Source organism: Microbacterium sp. AB (genome assembly GCF_032878875.1).
Taxonomy (GTDB): Bacteria; Actinomycetota; Actinomycetes; order Actinomycetales; family Microbacteriaceae; genus Microbacterium; species Microbacterium betulae.
In genome coordinates this window covers 2,715,571-2,731,178 of record NZ_CP118157.1, presented here as the reverse complement: position 1 = coordinate 2,731,178, position 15,608 = coordinate 2,715,571, and the positions used below count along the sequence as shown (strand labels likewise).

Genomic DNA, 15,608 nt, shown 5'->3' with positions numbered 1-15,608 from the left:
AACGCGGCCGTCATCGGACGCCCGCACGGTGTCGGCCCACGCCCGACACGCGTAGGCTCGGAGGGTGACTGATGCGCCCCGTATGAACGTCGAGTCGTTCAACCTCGACCACCGGATCGTCGCCGCGCCGTACGTGCGACTGGCCGATCGCAAGCAGCTGCCCGCCGGCGACGTGATCGTCAAGTACGACGTGCGGTTCGCCCAGCCGAACGTCGGACACCTCGAGATGCCGACCGTCCACTCGCTCGAGCACCTCTTCGCGGAGAAGAGCCGCAACCACTCCGATCGCGTCATCGACTTCTCGCCGATGGGCTGCCAGACCGGCTTCTACCTGATCCTGCAGGGAGAGCCCGCGTACGACGAGGTGCTCGGCCTCGTCGAGGCGACGCTGACCGACATCCTCGGCGCCGACGCGGTGCCCGCGGCCAACGAGGTGCAGTGCGGCTGGGGCGCGAACCACACGCTCGCCGGGGCGCAGGAGGCCGCTCGGGCGTTCCTGGCGAAGCGGGACGAGTGGAACGCGGTGTTCGCGCCGGGCGCGGAACCGCGGGCATGACGACGGTCGTCGTCCAGGTCGCGATGGATGAGGAGGCTCAGCCCTTCATCGACCTCGCGGCCGAGACGAGCGAGCCTCTCGCCGTCGCGCGGGCCGTCCATCGCGGTGTCGTCGCCGACGGCCACACGTTCGTGCTCGTGACGTCGGGCGTGGGGATGGTCAATGCGGCGGATGCCGCGGTCGGTGCCCTGCACCGTTACGGCGACGACGTGCTGCTCGTGTCGGCCGGATCCGCCGGCGGGCTCGGCGCCGACGTCCGGGTGGGCGAGGTGTTCGTCGGCACGGAGCACGTCAACGTCGAGGCCGACGCCCGTGCCTTCGGGTACGTCGCCGGCCAGGTCCCGGGGATGCCTGCCTCCTACGCGCCCGACGCCCCGGCGTTCGCGGCGCTGACGTCATCCGCCGTCGAGGGCGTGCCCGTGCGCGAGGGCGCCATCGGCTCCGGGGAGAAGTTCGTCACGGTCGGCATCGCGCATGGTCTCAGGGAGGAGTTCCCCCGGCTGCAGGTCGTCGACATGGAGACCGCGGCGATCGCCCAGGTCGCCTTCAACCACGGCGTCCGCTTCGTGTCGGTCCGCGGCATCAGCGATCTCTGCGCGCCCGACGGCGAGGAGTTCCTCACGCACGTCGACGACGCCGCCGAGCGCTCGGCCCGCGTCGTCGTCGCCGCCCTCGGCCGGCTGTAGGCGTCCTGCCGTCTCGCGGCGCAGCTCCGCGCACGCGTCCCGGGCCGGCCCGGATAGGCTGAACGGATGCGGCGCATCCGGCTTGACATCGCCTACGACGGGACGCATTTCCGCGGATGGGCGCGCCAGCCGGGGCTCCGGACGGTGCAGGGCGCACTCGAGGGGGCGTTGTCCCGGATCGCGGGCGGGCCCGTGCAGCTCGTCGTCGCGGGGCGCACGGATGCCGGGGTGCACGCCCGCGGGCAGGTCGCGCACGCCGACCTCGACGAGTCGTCGTGGGAGCGGATGACGCAGCGGCGTCGCGGCGCTCCCGAGCCGGACGACCCCGCGTCGCCGATCGCGCGACGCCTCCGAGGGGTGCTCGGCCAGTACCCGGACGTGACCGTCACGCGCGCGTCGACGGCCCCCGAGGGCTTCGACGCGCGTTTCTCGGCCACCTGGCGCCGGTACGAGTACCGCATCGCCGACGACGTCGCAGGATACGACCCCCTGGAGCGCCACCGCACGACGACCGTCCACGCCGCCCTCGATGCCGACGCCATGGACGAGGCCGCCCGCGGGCTCGTCGGGCTGTGGGACTTCGCCGCGTACTGCAAGCCGCGCGCGGAGGCCACGACCATCCGCACGCTGCTCGAGTTCGACTGGCATCGTGACGCGCAGGGCGTCCTCGTCGCGAACGTCCGCGCCGATGCGTTCTGCCATTCGATGGTGCGCGCCCTCGTCGGCGCGTGCGTCGCCGTGGGGGAGGGGAAGCTCACGGCCGAAGTCCTGCGGGCCATCCGCGACGCGCTCGAACGCACGAGCGCCTTCGCCGTCCTCGCAGCGCGCGGCCTCACGCTCGGCGAGGTCGGCTATCCCGACGACGCCCTGCTCGCCGCGCGTGCCGAGCAGACCCGAAACCGCCGGGGAGCGGACGAGGTCGGCGGCTGACGGCATCCGGGCGGCTCCGTCCGCCCCCCCCGCCGGCGGGAAGCACCCGGACGGGGACGGCGGGCGCGGCGCCCTCCCACCGTGAGGTGCCATGGGGAGACGAGCGCGCCGTGGCTAGACTGACGGGCGGGGGAGGGAGGACGCCCGGTCATGCGCGTGACGACGAGGGTCGCCGGCGCGGCGCTCGTCGCTGCGCTCGCCGCGACGGCCACCGGGTGCGGCTCGCCGCCGTGGCTCGATGAGACCGTGGCGACGCCCGAGGCGACGGCGTCCGCGGCACCGAGCCCCGGTCGCACCTTCGGAGACGCCGCGACCGCTCCGGCCGTGTCGGAGTCCCCTGAGCCCGTCGTCAACGACCTCGCGACGGGCAGCGCGGAGAGGGAGCTCCAGGCCGGCGCGGTCACGGCCACGGTCACGTACTGGTCCGATCTCACGATGGACAGGTGGACCCCCGCCGCGGTCAAGCCGGTCAGCCTCTCGCTCTCGACGACGATCACGCCCGACGACGGGCAGGGCGTCTATCTCCAGCGGGTGAGCATGACGGTCGTGCCGGACGCGGGCGACGCCCTCGCCGATCAGGCCGACGCGTCGACCGAGGCGCCCGGATACCTCGTGCTGTCGCCGTACAGCTACTCGCAGACCTTCTCGATCGGTGCCGTGTCCGAGAGCGCGACCGAGCTGACCGTGCAGCTGCGATACGAGTTCCTCGTGCAGACGACTCCCACGTCGGACGAGTACTCCAAGCAGACTGCCGTCGACACGCTGACGATCGCGCTGGCGAGCGCCGGCTGATCCGCCGCCCCGGGCCGACCGTTCCGGCTCACGCCGCGGTCACGTCCGCACGGCTCCCCGAGGGCCTCTGCTCGCGGGTCCCGTCAGGGGCGTCCGCTCTCCCGACCCGGGCCCGGCGGCGGGACCCGCCCCGCTCGCCTCGCCCGGGGGGACGTCCGGGAGCGCATGCGGGACCTCGACCGTGAACGACGTGCCTCGGCCCGGCTCGCTGGTGATCCGGATGTGCCCGCCGTGGGCCTTGATCTGCGCCTCGGCGACGGCGAGGCCGAGGCCGAAGCCCTGGACGGCGTTGTCACGGGCGTACTGGGTGCGGTAGAAGCGCTCGAACACGCGGTTCGCCTCGGCGCGCGTCATGCCGGGGCCCTCGTCGACCACCGTGATCCGCGACAGCGTCTTCGACGACGACACGGTGATGCGCACCGCGCTGTGATCGGGGCTGAACTTCACGGCGTTGGACGCGATCTCCTGCAGCGCATGGACGATCTTCTGGCCGTCGACGTACACGGGCACCCGCGAGTGGCTGTCGTGCTGGACGACGAGGCGGATGTCCCGGTCCGCGGCGAGCGGCCTCACCTTCTCCAGCGCCTGGATGAGGAGGTCGAGCATCGGGCGGGGGCGGCGACGGACCCGCTCGGAGACGTCGGCGGCGGCGAGGAGCTCGCGGATCCGCTGGTCGAGGGATCGCGCGCCGTTCCCGAGGCCCCCGAGATACCGCACACTGTGGGCCGGAAGCAGGTCGGCGTCGTCCTGGAGCAGGTCGAGATACCCCATGATGCTCGTCAGCGGCGTGCGCAGCTCATGGGAGATGGTCGACAGGAACTGCTCTCGCAGCGACAGCGCGTCGGCGAGCTCGGTCACGTCGTACGTGACCACGACGGTGCCGATGACCTGTCCGTCGTCGCGGAGCACGGGCCGTGACGACACGACGATCGCATGCTGGTCGTCGGGCGGTCCTATCCACTCGAGGTGCTCGTCGAGCGCCTCGCCCCGCAATGCGCGCGGCAGGAACTGCTGCTCGGGCGGGATGGCGGTCGTGCGGTCGGCCTCGAACGCGTTCTCGCCCGCGAACGGCGGGGCGCCGAGGTCGAAGCCGACCGTGCTCGCGACGCTCGCGGCGATCCGGTTGGAGACGGCGGGGCGGTTCTCGCGGTCGTAGAACGCCACGCCCGCGTCGACGGTGTCGAGGATGCTCTGGATGAGCGCCTCGCTGTTGCGCGCGCGGACGAGCGCCTCCTCCTGCAGCCGGTACGACTCGAGCAGCCGGGCCTGGCTGCCACGGAGATGGGAGGCGGCGATGCTGACGACGATGGAGACGGCGAGGATGAGCGCCGGGAACGCGATCACGTTCGCCCATTCGGTGGAGTCGGCCGGCCAGACCCCCTCGAGGACGAAGTGGTAGGAGGTCACGAAGACGGTGCCGGCGACGGCGAGGACCATCGCGGGGCGTGAGAACCCGTAGGCGAGCCAGAGCACGGGGAAGATGACGAGCATGCCGACGGCCGGCAGCGCGGGGAAGAGCACGGAGCGCATGATCGCCACGGCGACGATGTCCGCGACGGCGACGAGCACCAGCCATTCGCCGCCGATGCGCTCCCACGGGACGGCGACCGACGCGAGCGATGCGACGCCGACGAGCGTCACCGCCGCCCACAGCGGGGCGGCCACGATGCGATCGGGGAAGGCGATCCACGTGATGGCGAGGACGAAGAGCATCCCGATGAGGAACGGGAGCTGGGCGCGGACGAACACCCGCAGTCGTCCTCGCGGGCTCCGCTCACTCTCGAAGAGGGGCATCGCACCTCCGCGCCGCCGTTCTCATGGGACCGATGATACGGCCACTTCAACGTTGAAGACGAGGGGGTCGGCGTGTGAACCTCAACGTCGGCTCAAGACTCCGCCCACAAAGGCGCGAGAGATTCGCAGACGGCCTCGCGCGACCGCAGAAGGTGCTTGCATGTGTCCGTGACCCTCTGCGGAGGGGCACGACGGTGCGGATCCGAGCGCATCGCGCCGCTTCGCGGACACCCCGGTGCGCAGCAGCGGCGATCACGGCGTCCGCACGTCTCCGTCCCCCCGCGGAGACGTGCGGACGCCCCCGCACGATCGCGATCGAGAGAACGGTCATCATGAGCGCATCCATCCGCCGAGCCCTGATCCGCTCCGCCGCCGTCGCCACGCTCCTGGCGACGGCCTCTCTCACGGCCGGCTGCACGCAGGTGCTGTCCGCGATCGAGGCGCAGGCGGCCGTCGAGCGGTCGCCTGCGCCCTCCTCGGCCGGCACGGGAGCGCCGCTGGAGTCGGCGTTCACCGACGACGGATCGGTCTCGCTCACGAGCGACGTCGCCGACGATCTCGAGGTCCGCATCGACGTGTGGGCCGCCGACCCGAAGCGCACGGAGGAGTGGACGGCCTCCGCCGACAAGGCCTTCGGCTTCGCGGTCAACGTCTACGACTACCGCGTCGCCGAGAAGTCGGTGCTCGCGGACAAACGGCGCGTGTACCTCTCGCAGGTGTCGATCACGTCGACCCTGAGCCCCGACCGGTCCGCCGGATCCTTCCAGCTCACGGTGGACCCGCGCACGCTGGTGCCGGCCGACACGCTGCGCTCGGACCGGGGGCTGCTGCTGAACAGCTACCAGGGCGGGCTGCTCGTTCCCGAGACGATCGTCTCGCAGCTGCCGGCCGGCACGACGGGCATCACCCTGGAGTTCGCGCTCACGCTCTCCGCCGAGGGCGCCGCGTCCGACGACGACTCGTTCCAGCAGCAGACGGTCTACCAGACCCTGCCGATCCGGATCTTCCCCGATGCGTCGGACGGCTGACCGGGCCCGGGTCTTGCGCGGACCTTGAGGAGCGCTTGACCCGGACCGGGGCGTGGGCGAAGACCGCCGCGGCAGACTCGAGTCGACGACACATCCACGAACGACAGGAACCATCGTGACCCCCTCGGACAACGCTCCGCTCCCGCTCCCCGAGATCATCCCCTTCTCGGGCCCGGCGGAGATCGAGGCCGCCGGCTTCGCGGAGGACTTCTCCTCGGTGCTGGAGGACGTCCCCGGTCACCGGTCCACGATCGGATGCGTCATCCCCGCGTACAACGAGGAGGAGTCGATCGGCGCCGTCGTCGAGTCCCTTCTCTCGCAGACCCGCGTGCCCGACGTCATCCATGTCGTCGTCAACAACTCCTCGGACGGCACGGTCCGCGTCGCATCGCGGTTCGCCGGGCCGCACGAGGTCTCGACCGAGCTCGGCGACCAGTTCACCGAGGTGTTCGTCCACGACATCGGGAAGAACCCCGACAAGAAGGTCGGCGCCCTCAACTACGGCTATTCGCTCGTGGAGGGGTACGACTACCTGCTCGGCGTCGACGGCGACACCGTCGCCGACGAGCACGCCGTCGAGCATCTCGAGAACGAGGCGGTGTCCGACTCCCGCATCGGGGGCATCTCCGCGATCTACTCGATCGACGCCCGTCCCGTCTCGGGCGCGATCGCGAAGTTCCTCATCGCGGGGCAGCGCACGCAGTTCGCGGCCTTCAACATGCAGAACCTCCTGCGAGGCCGCAACATGGCGGTGCTCGGCGGCCAGTTCTCGATCTTCTCCACGGCGGCGCTCCGAGACGTCATGAAGGCCAACCACCAGTCGACGCCGTGGGTGCGCGACAGCGAGGTCGAGGACTCCCTCCTCTCGCTGCAGATCAAGAGCGCGGGCTACCTCACGAAGATCAGCCCCTTCGCCCGCGCCGACGTGGGCGGCATGACGACCCTGCGGGCCTACGACGCCCAGCAGGTGAAGTGGACGTACGGAGCCATCGAGCTCATGTGGCCGGGCCAGCGCGGCGACACGAAGGGCCACCCCTTCCACCCGAACCTGCGTCTGCGATGGTTCGAGAACGTCAGCATGCTCACGAACCTCTTCGTCCGCATCGCGTTCCTGCTCCTCCTCGCCGGCTCCCTCTCGATCAGCGCGTTCGTGTTCTCGCCGTGGTGGCTCATCCCGCCGGTCGTGGCGACCGCGCTCAACCTGCGCATCGCGCACACGATGGCCTCGCGCACGAGGAGGGACTATCTGTTCGCGGGTCTCATCGTGCCCGCGGAGCTGTTCATGTGGGTGCGGCTCAGCCACTTCCTCCGTTCGTGGACGCGCTTCCTCTCCCGGAAGAAGGTCGACAACTGGGCCATGCAGGCGCGCGCGGAGAAGGGCGGGGGCGGCACCTACTGGCTCCCCTTCGCGCTGCTCGGCGTCGTCCTCGTCGCCGTCGCCGTCATCTGGACGATGCTCGGCGCCGTCGTGCAGTCGTCCATCCTGTGGGTCGGATGGCCCGTCCTGGGCGTCGTCACGGTCACGCAGACCGTCTCGATGGCGTTCAAGCTCCTTCGCCGTCAGCAGGGCTACCGGGTCTGAAGCGCCTCCGGCGCGGTGCGACGGACGGCGCCCCGCTCAGTACGCCTGCGACAGGTCCGAGGTGAGACGGTAGCCGACGCCGCGCACCGTCTCGATGTACCGCGGGGTGACGGGGCTGTCGCCCAGCTTGCGGCGCAGGTTCGTCATATGGGCCTCGATCGCGCGCTTGTCGGCCTCGCCGACGAAGTAGCTCGTCACATACGATTCGCCGCGGAGCACGAGCGTCAGATCCGCCTTGCTGCGCACGCGCCGCTTCGACTCCATGAGCGTCGAGAGCAGGTCGAACTCCGTCCGGGTGAGCTCGAGCTCACTCGAGCCGATCACCGCGATACGGCTCTCCGGGTCGACGTAGAGGTCGCGGTGCACGAGCGTGTGCGGCCCGAGGGCGGAGTGGGGGCCGGCGGCGGCGGACGGCGAGGGCTCGTACGGCCCGGCGTCCGCCTCGACGACGATCGGATCCCCCGGCGCGGGCGCCGAGGGCTCGTCGAACGCCGGGCGCCGCGGCTCCTCGGTCCGCGCGGGCGGCGCGACGCCGGGAACCGGATACGTCGGCATCGCGGCCGGTTCGCCGCGCGTCACCGGGATGGCAGTGGTCGTCGGCCGGGCGCCGGGGAAGGACGGCCCCGTCGCGGCCTGTCGCGGTGCGGACGTCGCGGCCGCCGCGCGCGGGCGGCGCAGCAGCGCGTCGATGCGGGCGCGGAGCTCTCGCGGCCGGAACGGCTTGTTCAGGTACTCGTCGGCGCCGGCGCTGAGGCCGAGCACGACGTCGGCCTCGTCCTCGAGCGCCGTGAGCATGATGATGTAGGTGTCGCTGCCCGCGCGGATCCGCCGCGCGGCCTCGAAGCCGTCGATGCCCGGCATGTTCACGTCGAGCGTCGTGATGAGGGGCTGGTACGTCAGCACCGCGCGCACCCCGTCGATGCCGTTGCCGGCGGACACCGTCGAGAAGCCCGCGGCTTCGAGCACGTCCACCAGCAGATGGCGGACGTCGGGGTCGTCCTCGACGATGACGGCTGTCTTCATCGGGGCGCCGGGGTCGCTCATGGAGGCTCCAGGGGGTCGCGGTCAGCGGTTCCGGTTCATGCTAACGGTCACCGTACGCCGTCCGTCAGGGAGACCGCTGCATCCGGCCACCACACGCCGGCCGCCGGCCCGCCGTTGCACGGTCCGTCGCTCTCGCCGGGGGGCTTGATCCAGAGGTTGGCGTCGACGACCTCGTCGCCGCGGGTCCCGCTCGGCTCGCCGACCGTCTGGGCGGGAGGATTGCACCACTCCTCGCCCGCGGTCGCCGCGCCGCTGCGGGAGGTGTCGACGATGGCGTGCATCCCGTCGAGATACGACGCGACCTCGTGGGCGTAGGCGAACTCGTCCGCCACCGAACGGTAGTTCGAGACGTTCGTCGCGAAGCCGCGCACCGAGCCCGCCACGTCGATCGCCGAGATCAGCCCGGCCATCTGCTGCGCATCGAGCCACCCGCTGTGCCCGCCGTCGAGATAGATCCACGCGCCGGGGGCCTGCAGCGCCGAGACCGCCTCGCGCAGCTGGACCGTCCTCTCGTCGAGGTTGCCGCATTCGGGGGCCAGGGCGAGGCTGTCCGGCTCGAGGATCACGACCTTCTGCACATCCTGCGCGTTCCTCAGGGCGAGGCCGATCTCCTCCACCCACGTGCGGTACCCGGCCTCCGACAGGCCTCCCGCGGAGTGGTTCCCGCAGTCGCGCCCGGGCAGGCCGTAGACGGCGACCGCGAACGCGGCGCCCTCCTCCCGCGCCTGCGCGGCGAGCGCGCCCACCGTGTCGCCGGCCTGCCCGACCGGATCCTGCTCGGGGGTGAGCCAGTACGTCGCGGGCTGCGCCGCCAGGTACGCCGTGGCATGCCGCTGGTCGTCGTCGAGCGAGTCGTCGTCGAGGGAGCGGTGCGCCTTGGAGATGTCGGGCGCGATGAACGAGGTGCCCACGGCAGGCGGCGTCGTCATGATCGTGTAGAACGTCGACACGGACGAGGTCGCCCCCCACGCGATGAGGGCGATCACGAGCGCCAGTGCCGCGCCGGCGGCCACGACCGTCATCCACGTCGGCAAGCGCTCGAACCGTGGCCGATGAACGGCGATGCGACGGCCCACTCCCGACACTCTAGACGACCGGGCGCGGGGCGGAGCGGGCGCGCTCCCACCTGTCCCCTCCCGCCTCCGTCGCCTCCTCGACGGCGTCGCGCGCGGCGGCCTCGAGAGCGTCGAGACGATAGCCGACGGCGTCGACGGAAGCCCAGCCGATGCTCGCCGAGGGCAGGAACGGGACGTGATCGTCGGCGTCGGGTCGCGAGACCCGCTCGAGGATCTCGGCGAGCAGGCGGCGGAGCGGCTCGTCAGGGCGATGGATCAGAGCGACGATGCGCGTGCCCTCATGGTCGCGCACATCGGCGTCGGGCGGAAGCGACGCCATGACCGCCTCATGGAATCCCGCGGCCACCCGTTCGAGGTTCGACGTGCCGAACGCCTCGCGCAGCGCATCCGGATCGTCGAGCCGCACCTCGATGAGGGACCACCAGCCGTCGTCGACGGCCTCGGCCCGGCGCAGCCGGACGGAGGCGACCCGCGCGAAGACGTCGGATGCGCCCGTTGGCGCCTCCGGCGGTGCCTGTCGCGTGAGAAGGAGAAGGGTGATGAGGGCGGACATGACGTACACCCCGACCGCCACGGTGTTCACTCCCCGCACCCCCGTGAGCTCGTCCGCCCACGGTCGTCCGGAGAGGACCTGGCTGATCCCGTCGACGATCACGAACACGGCGACGGGGACGAACGCCCCGGCGGTCAGCAGGAGGGGGTAGACCTCCTCGCGCCTCGGCGCGGCGAGCCGGATGAGCTCGATCATGATGAGGACGGCGAACACCGCCGACACCGAGAAGTCGATGCGGAACGTCCAGGCATAGGCGGGAGACCCCGCTGTCGCGAGGAGCGCGAGCGGCGAGCCGACGAGATAGCCGACGGCGAGCATCCAGTGCGCGCGCCCCGTCCCTCGCCGCACGCGCAGACCCAGCCAGAGGAAGGCATTGGCCGCGAGGAAGAGACCGGCGCCGAGGGCCTGCAGGACGTCCGCTCCGATCGTGGCGGCGCCGATCGAGAGGTACGAGGAGATCATGGCGAGGGAGAAGGCGAACGACCACAGCCCGGTCGGCAGGGACGGCCGCGGAAGGAAGCCGAGACCGATCATCACGACGGAGGCGAGCGTCGTCAGCGCGAGGTACGAGACGTTCTGGCCTGCGGCGTTCACGCTGCGTCCGAGGCGAGCAGGGAGACGTCCGTCCCTCGTCTCGCGTTCAGCCTCACGTCGACACGGGTTCCGTGCCCGAGATCGCTGGAGATGCCGAGCGAGCCTCCGTGCTCCGTGACGATGTCGCGGGCGATGCCCAGTCCGAGCCCGCTCCCGGGGAGCGCGTTCGCGCGCGCCGACTCCGCGCGGAAATACTTGTCGAAGATCCGCGGGAGATCCGCCTGCGCGATCCCGATGCCCGTGTCGGACACCGTGAGGAGGACCCCGTCGTCGTCGGCCCTCGCCTCGATCGTGACCCGGCCGCCGCGTGGCGTGTACTTGATCGCGTTGCTCACGATGTTGTCCACGACCTGGCGGAGCCGGAAGGTGTCGCCGACGAGCGGCAGCGGCCCTTCGACGTGCTGCGCGAGGTCCACGCCCGCGATCGCAGCCGCCGCGCCGAACGCCTCCACGGACGCGTCGATCACGGAGCGCAGATCGAGCACGGCGTCGCAGTCGTCCGAGGGCATCGCACGCTCCTCGAGGATGCCCGCGACCATCTGCTGCATCCGCTCGGCCGCTCGCTGGATCACCTGGGTCTGATCGCGCACCTCGGGGAGCAGGTCGTCCCGCTCGAGCAGGAGGTCGGAGTGGCCCACGATCGCGGTGAGGGGATTGCGCAGCTCGTGCGTGACGATGCGTGCCAGGGAGTGTCGCTCGAGGGCGGCGTTCTCCTGCTCGGTGACGTCGTCCGCGACGATCATCATGTCGGAGTGCCCGTCCTCGTGGATCCGCTGCACCGACATGCTCAGGGCGCGCCATTCGCCGTTCGGGTCGAAGAGCCAGACGCGCTCGGACTCGAAGGTCTCCCCGCGTGCCGCGCGCGCCACGGTCATCTGATCGGGGGCGAGGGGGTCGCCCCGTCGCGCGGCGTACTCCACCGAGCGGCTCGGATGGCCCTGAGGCAGGCCGTCGAGACCGTACAGCCGGCGATAGGCGCTGTTCGTCGCCCGGACGCGGCCCCGGTCGTCGATCTGGGCGACGGCGCTCCGGAGGGCGTCGAGCATCGCCGTGCCGCGCTGCTCCTGCATCCGGAGCCGGCCGATCGTCCTCTGGAGGTGCTCCGACTGCCGTCGCAGGAGGCGCGACGAGGCGCGTGCCCGGTCGGAGCCGATCATGATGGTCGTGCCGATGAATCCCAGGCAGATGACGATGACGAGCAGGCGCAGGGTGCTGGCGGCCGTGAACCCCGAGGCGATGCTGCTGACGAGGAGCGTCGCCGTGACCGTGCCGATCCCGAGGGCGAGCCACGGGTAGGCGTAGTACGTCGCGATCCACGCGATCGGGAACACCCAGAGGAAGCCGAGGCGGTTGTCGCTGGCCGAGGCCATCGAGCCGATGGCGAGGATGTCGGCGAAGGGGACGATGAGGATGAGCCCCTTGGGGAGGCGCTCCCAGGGGAGCGCCATCGCGACGAGGGTGACCGCGATGAGCAGGAGCATGCCGGAGACGTACGGCGGGCTCGTGAAGAGATCGGGAATGAGGAGCGCGACGACCGCGGCGATCGCGACGGCGCTGAAGGCGAGCACGAGCTGCCACCGCCAGATCGACCGCGACCGTGTCGAGATGACCGGGCGCGACGCCCAGCCGATGTTCTCCGTCGCCATACGAATATTCTATCCCGGGCGTGTCGCGGGTTTCCGGCGCTTCCATAGCCCTCTCGGACGATCGGCCCATGCGCGAGGCGTACGGTTGTGACGATGAGGGTCATCTCGTACAACCTGCGCAAGCACGCCGCGGCTGCCGAGCTGGAGCAGCTCGTGGAGCGGTGGGAGGCGAACGTGCTGTGCGTACAGGAGGCCGACACCACGGCCCTGCCTCCGCACATCGCGGGGCTGAAGCTCGCGCAGGCGACCGAGCGCAACCGCCTGGGGCTCGCGCTCTACTACCGCGAGAACATGTTCCGGCTCGGCGAGGTCGTCGTCCTGTCGCTCAAGCGATCGCTGCACGATATCCTGCTGAGGCCGGCGCACGAGCGGCTCCTCGGCGTGCGGATGCTCGACATCGACGCCGGCCGCGAGGTCGTGCTCGCATCGTTCCACGCGGCGCCCCTGACGGCGCTGAACTCCTTGCGGCGCCAGCAGATCCGCTCGGCGCTCGGGGCGCTGCAGCGGCTGGGGCCGGGTCTCCCGACGCTCATGGTGGGGGACTACAACTACCCCGTCTTCAAGGAGCGCCTGCACGAGCGCGTGCGCGGGGAGGGCTACGACCTCACGCTCAGCGACGCGCGAACGTACACCCGGTACCGCTTCTTCAAGGGGCACTACGACTTCGCGACGTCCGCGGGCCTCACGATCGACGACGTCACGACCCTGCCGCAGGGCAGGAGCGACCACCTGCCGATCCTCGTCAGCGCGAGCTACCGCCGCTGAGACGCGAAGAGGGGCCGGCGCCGCCGCGCCGGCCCCTCTTCGCGACGTCCGTCAGCCGTCGTGGCGCTGACGGCGCAGCGCCACCGCCGCGATGACCGCGCCGCCGCCGAGCACCAGAGCGCCGCCGCCGACCCAGAGCCCGATCGAGCTCATGTCCGTGCCGGTCGGGCTGAGGCTGTCGCCGTCGGAGTCGTCTTCGGGGGCGGACACGCCGGTGTCGAGCGTCGTGCTCGCGGCCGCTCCGCTCGTCTCGCCCGTGGCGGTGAGGGAGTACGTGCCGAACGCATCGGAGGGGAGGGTCACGGTGACCGTCGTCGATCCCTCGGCGTCCGCCTGCTTCGTCGTCGAGGTCGTCTCGATCTGCGCGCGGACGATCGTCGCGAGCGTCGCGCCGGAGGCGTTCTCGCCCGTGAGCGCGAACGTGACGTCCTCGTTGGGCGAGAACCCGTCGAATCCGATCGTCGTGGGCTCTCCGGGGGTCACGTCGGTCGATCCGCCGTCGGGTCCGGACGGGGTGTAGGCGTTCGCCGCGAGAGGAGCCGCGAACGTGAGTGCCGCGGCCACGGCGAACGCGGCGATGAGCGATGCACGTCGCTTCATGGTTCTCGTCCTCATGATCGGTTCGCCTCCGCCGACGGTGTTGCCGGAAGATCAGGGAAGGGATGGGCCGGCCGAGGATTCGGTCGCGCTGTCAACCGCACTATTGCACACTCTGGCACCCGGCGCCAGCGGACGGGTCCCCGAGGTCGTGGAGCGAGGGGGTCGTCCGGACGTCCAGTGACGGGCCGGTGCCGGACGTCCTCGCGACGAGGGAGAGCGTCGCCGTCGCCCCCGGCGTCGTGTCGGACTCCCAGACGACGACCCGGCGCCGGTCGTGGATGCCCACCTCCCGGGCCGTCCCGGCCGTCGTGTCCAGCCCGTCGAGCGTGGCGTCCTCGGGGAGATAGATGTACGCGACGGTCCGGACGACGCCGGGCGGGGTGCCCGCCGTCGTCCTCCCCTCCTCGTCGATCCCGAGGACGTGAGGGGCGAGCGACATGACGTCGGCGGGGACGTCGCTGCGGAGCTCGACGACCAGGGAGGCCGACGAACGGCCCCCGGGCACCCACGTGCACCACTGCGCCTCCGCACCGGAGGACATGTAGTAGTCGAGCTTCGAGCCCGTGCCGTCGTTGAGGAAGACCCCGAACGAGGTCGTGTCGTCGTCGCTCTCGGGAAGGCCTCCCTGGAGCGTCGAGCCGTCGAGGATCGCCTGCTCCTCGGGATCCGCGCTCCAGACCAGGACGCGATGCTCGGCGCCCGCCTGCGCGAGCGCCTGCACGAGCGACGCCGTGGGGACGTCTCCTCCGAGCAGTCTGTCGAAGACCGCCGCGGCGGACGCTTGGAAGAACGCGTCCTGGAGCACCGGGTCGGGGTAGCGGGAGTAGACCTCGTTCAGGAGAAGGGGAACGGCGTTGTCGCTCGTCAGGACGTCGCCGGTGGGGAGCGTCACGGGTCCGGTCGCGGTGAGCAGGTACGAGAGGGCCACGGGGTCGAGCGACAGGACGCCGTCGGGCACCTGCCCGTGCTCGCGCGACCAGAACTCGCTCGCGAGCGGGGCGCCGACCCCGAAGTCGGCGACCTGCGTCGTGTTGTGGACGTATCTGCCGGGCCGGTCGTCGTAGACGCTCGTCACCTCCGCGTCGAGGGGCAGCACGCTGTCGTCGTAGCTCGTCATGCTGCTCGCGGCGTCCTGCCCCGTGAGGGACACCCGACCGTCGTCCGTGTGCAGCAGCAGAAGGGACCCGGCGATGCCTCCGAGAGAGCGCCACTCGGCGTTGTTCTGGAACACCACGAGATAGTCGCGCTCGCCCTCTGCGCCGAGCATCGGAGGGAGCAGGTCCCCGGCGTTGGCGAGTCCCTCGCTGAGGTCGGCGACACCGTCGAGCGCCGCCGACACCTGCTCGACGGTGCCGGCGAGGGATCCCGTGAGGGGAGAGGAGTCGATGGCGTCGACCTCGCGAGCCGCGGCGCGGGCGGCCGACGCCGCCCGGGCGGACGGCTCGGCGAGCGAGGCGACCGCTTGGGGATCGATCCGGCCGTCCTGCGGTCTCAGCTCCTCGAGCGCGTCGACCGCCTCGTCGGCGAGGGGGAGAGCGGTCCGGGAGACGACGTCGTCCAGAGCCGAGGCGATCGTCGAGGCGGCGCGCATCGGCGGCCCCGCCCAGGGGAGGACCTGCACCGCCCGCCAGACGGGATCGTCCGTGAGGGCGTGGGCGGCGGAGGTCTCGGCGGCGAGGGCGTCGAGGGACCCGGCGGACGCCTCGTCGCCCGCGAGCACGGTCTCCTGCAGTTCGCCGGCGAGTCGCTGGGCCTCCGCGAGATGCGCGGAGGCGAGCGCGCCTCTCACCCCGACCCATGCGCCGGCGAGGACGAGGACGGCGAGGACGCCGAGGAGGACGACGCGGAAGGCGCGCCCGGGATCCGACGTCCGCCACGAGTCGCGCGGCCGCTCCCGCAGGCACGGACGGGCGCGTCGTCCGCGCCCATCCGACCGGCCGAAGCTGTGCGGCGTCATCCGAG

At 71.5% G+C, this 15,608-nt stretch carries 14 protein-coding genes; 7 read left to right on the top strand and 7 right to left on the bottom strand.

Translation table 11 applies throughout. The features are described from left to right. Positions 1 to 64 precede the first annotated feature (64 nt). From N8K70_RS12925 to N8K70_RS12910, 4 genes are all read left to right on the top strand, one after another. Positions 65 to 556 (top strand): S-ribosylhomocysteine lyase, encoded by a 492-nt coding sequence (locus tag N8K70_RS12925; RefSeq protein ID WP_317138756.1) that lies wholly within the window; start codon positions 65 to 67, stop codon positions 554 to 556. Next, on the top strand, positions 553 to 1,242 hold the full coding sequence (mtnN, locus tag N8K70_RS12920) for a 5'-methylthioadenosine/S-adenosylhomocysteine nucleosidase (protein ID WP_317138755.1): 690 nt from the start codon (positions 553 to 555) through the stop codon (positions 1,240 to 1,242). The genes N8K70_RS12925 and mtnN overlap by 4 nt, the downstream gene beginning before the upstream one ends. A gap of 66 nt (positions 1,243 to 1,308) precedes the next feature. After that, positions 1,309 to 2,172, top strand: a complete 864-nt coding sequence (truA, locus tag N8K70_RS12915; protein WP_317138754.1) for a tRNA pseudouridine(38-40) synthase TruA — start codon at positions 1,309 to 1,311, stop codon at positions 2,170 to 2,172. 150 nt (positions 2,173 to 2,322) lie between these two features. Next, entirely contained in the window at positions 2,323 to 2,964 is a 642-nt protein-coding gene (locus tag N8K70_RS12910; protein WP_317138753.1) for a hypothetical protein, read from the top strand. A gap of 39 nt (positions 2,965 to 3,003) precedes the next feature. Here N8K70_RS12910 and N8K70_RS12905 read toward each other — a convergent pair whose 3' ends face one another. Continuing rightward, complete coding sequence (locus N8K70_RS12905; protein WP_317138752.1) at positions 3,004 to 4,758, bottom strand: sensor histidine kinase; 1,755 nt, start codon at positions 4,756 to 4,758, stop codon at positions 3,004 to 3,006. Between the two features lie 332 nt (positions 4,759 to 5,090). On the opposite strand from N8K70_RS12905, the gene N8K70_RS12900 reads away from it, so the two are divergent. Beyond that, entirely contained in the window at positions 5,091 to 5,786 is a 696-nt protein-coding gene (locus tag N8K70_RS12900) for a fructose 1,6-bisphosphatase (RefSeq protein ID WP_317138751.1), read from the top strand. A gap of 115 nt (positions 5,787 to 5,901) precedes the next feature. Then, on the top strand, positions 5,902 to 7,368 hold the full coding sequence (locus N8K70_RS12895; protein ID WP_317138750.1) for a glycosyltransferase family 2 protein: 1,467 nt from the start codon (positions 5,902 to 5,904) through the stop codon (positions 7,366 to 7,368). A 36-nt stretch (positions 7,369 to 7,404) separates the two neighbouring features. On the opposite strand, the gene N8K70_RS12890 is transcribed toward N8K70_RS12895, so the two are convergent. The 4 genes from N8K70_RS12890 to N8K70_RS12875 are packed head-to-tail and all read right to left on the bottom strand — an operon-like array spanning position 7,405 to position 12,281. Then, complete coding sequence (locus tag N8K70_RS12890) at positions 7,405 to 8,412, bottom strand: response regulator transcription factor (protein ID WP_317138749.1); 1,008 nt, start codon at positions 8,410 to 8,412, stop codon at positions 7,405 to 7,407. A 47-nt stretch (positions 8,413 to 8,459) separates the two neighbouring features. After that, positions 8,460 to 9,488: a glycoside hydrolase family 6 protein gene (locus N8K70_RS12885; RefSeq protein WP_317138748.1), complete on the bottom strand. Its 1,029-nt coding sequence runs from the start codon at positions 9,486 to 9,488 to the stop codon at positions 8,460 to 8,462. 10 nt (positions 9,489 to 9,498) lie between these two features. Then, on the bottom strand, positions 9,499 to 10,635 hold the full coding sequence (locus N8K70_RS12880) for a hypothetical protein (protein WP_317138747.1): 1,137 nt from the start codon (positions 10,633 to 10,635) through the stop codon (positions 9,499 to 9,501). Next, a complete protein-coding gene (locus N8K70_RS12875; protein ID WP_317138746.1) occupies positions 10,632 to 12,281 on the bottom strand; it encodes a sensor histidine kinase in 1,650 nt (549 codons plus the stop codon). The genes N8K70_RS12880 and N8K70_RS12875 overlap by 4 nt, the downstream gene beginning before the upstream one ends. Before the next feature lie 93 nt (positions 12,282 to 12,374). Here N8K70_RS12875 and N8K70_RS12870 point away from each other — a divergent pair, with 93 nt between their 5' ends. Next, entirely contained in the window at positions 12,375 to 13,046 is a 672-nt protein-coding gene (locus tag N8K70_RS12870) for an endonuclease/exonuclease/phosphatase family protein (protein ID WP_317138745.1), read from the top strand. A 51-nt stretch (positions 13,047 to 13,097) separates the two neighbouring features. On the opposite strand, the gene N8K70_RS12865 is transcribed toward N8K70_RS12870, so the two are convergent. Further along, positions 13,098 to 13,646 carry a hypothetical protein gene (locus tag N8K70_RS12865; protein WP_317138744.1) on the bottom strand — a complete coding sequence of 183 codons (549 nt, stop codon included), beginning with the start codon at positions 13,644 to 13,646 and terminating at the stop codon, positions 13,098 to 13,100. A 100-nt stretch (positions 13,647 to 13,746) separates the two neighbouring features. After that, the gene (locus N8K70_RS12860; RefSeq protein WP_317138743.1) at positions 13,747 to 15,603 is read right to left on the bottom strand and encodes a DUF4012 domain-containing protein; all 1,857 of its coding nucleotides are present in this window, start codon (positions 15,601 to 15,603) and stop codon (positions 13,747 to 13,749) included. Positions 15,604 to 15,608: the final 5 nt, after the last annotated feature.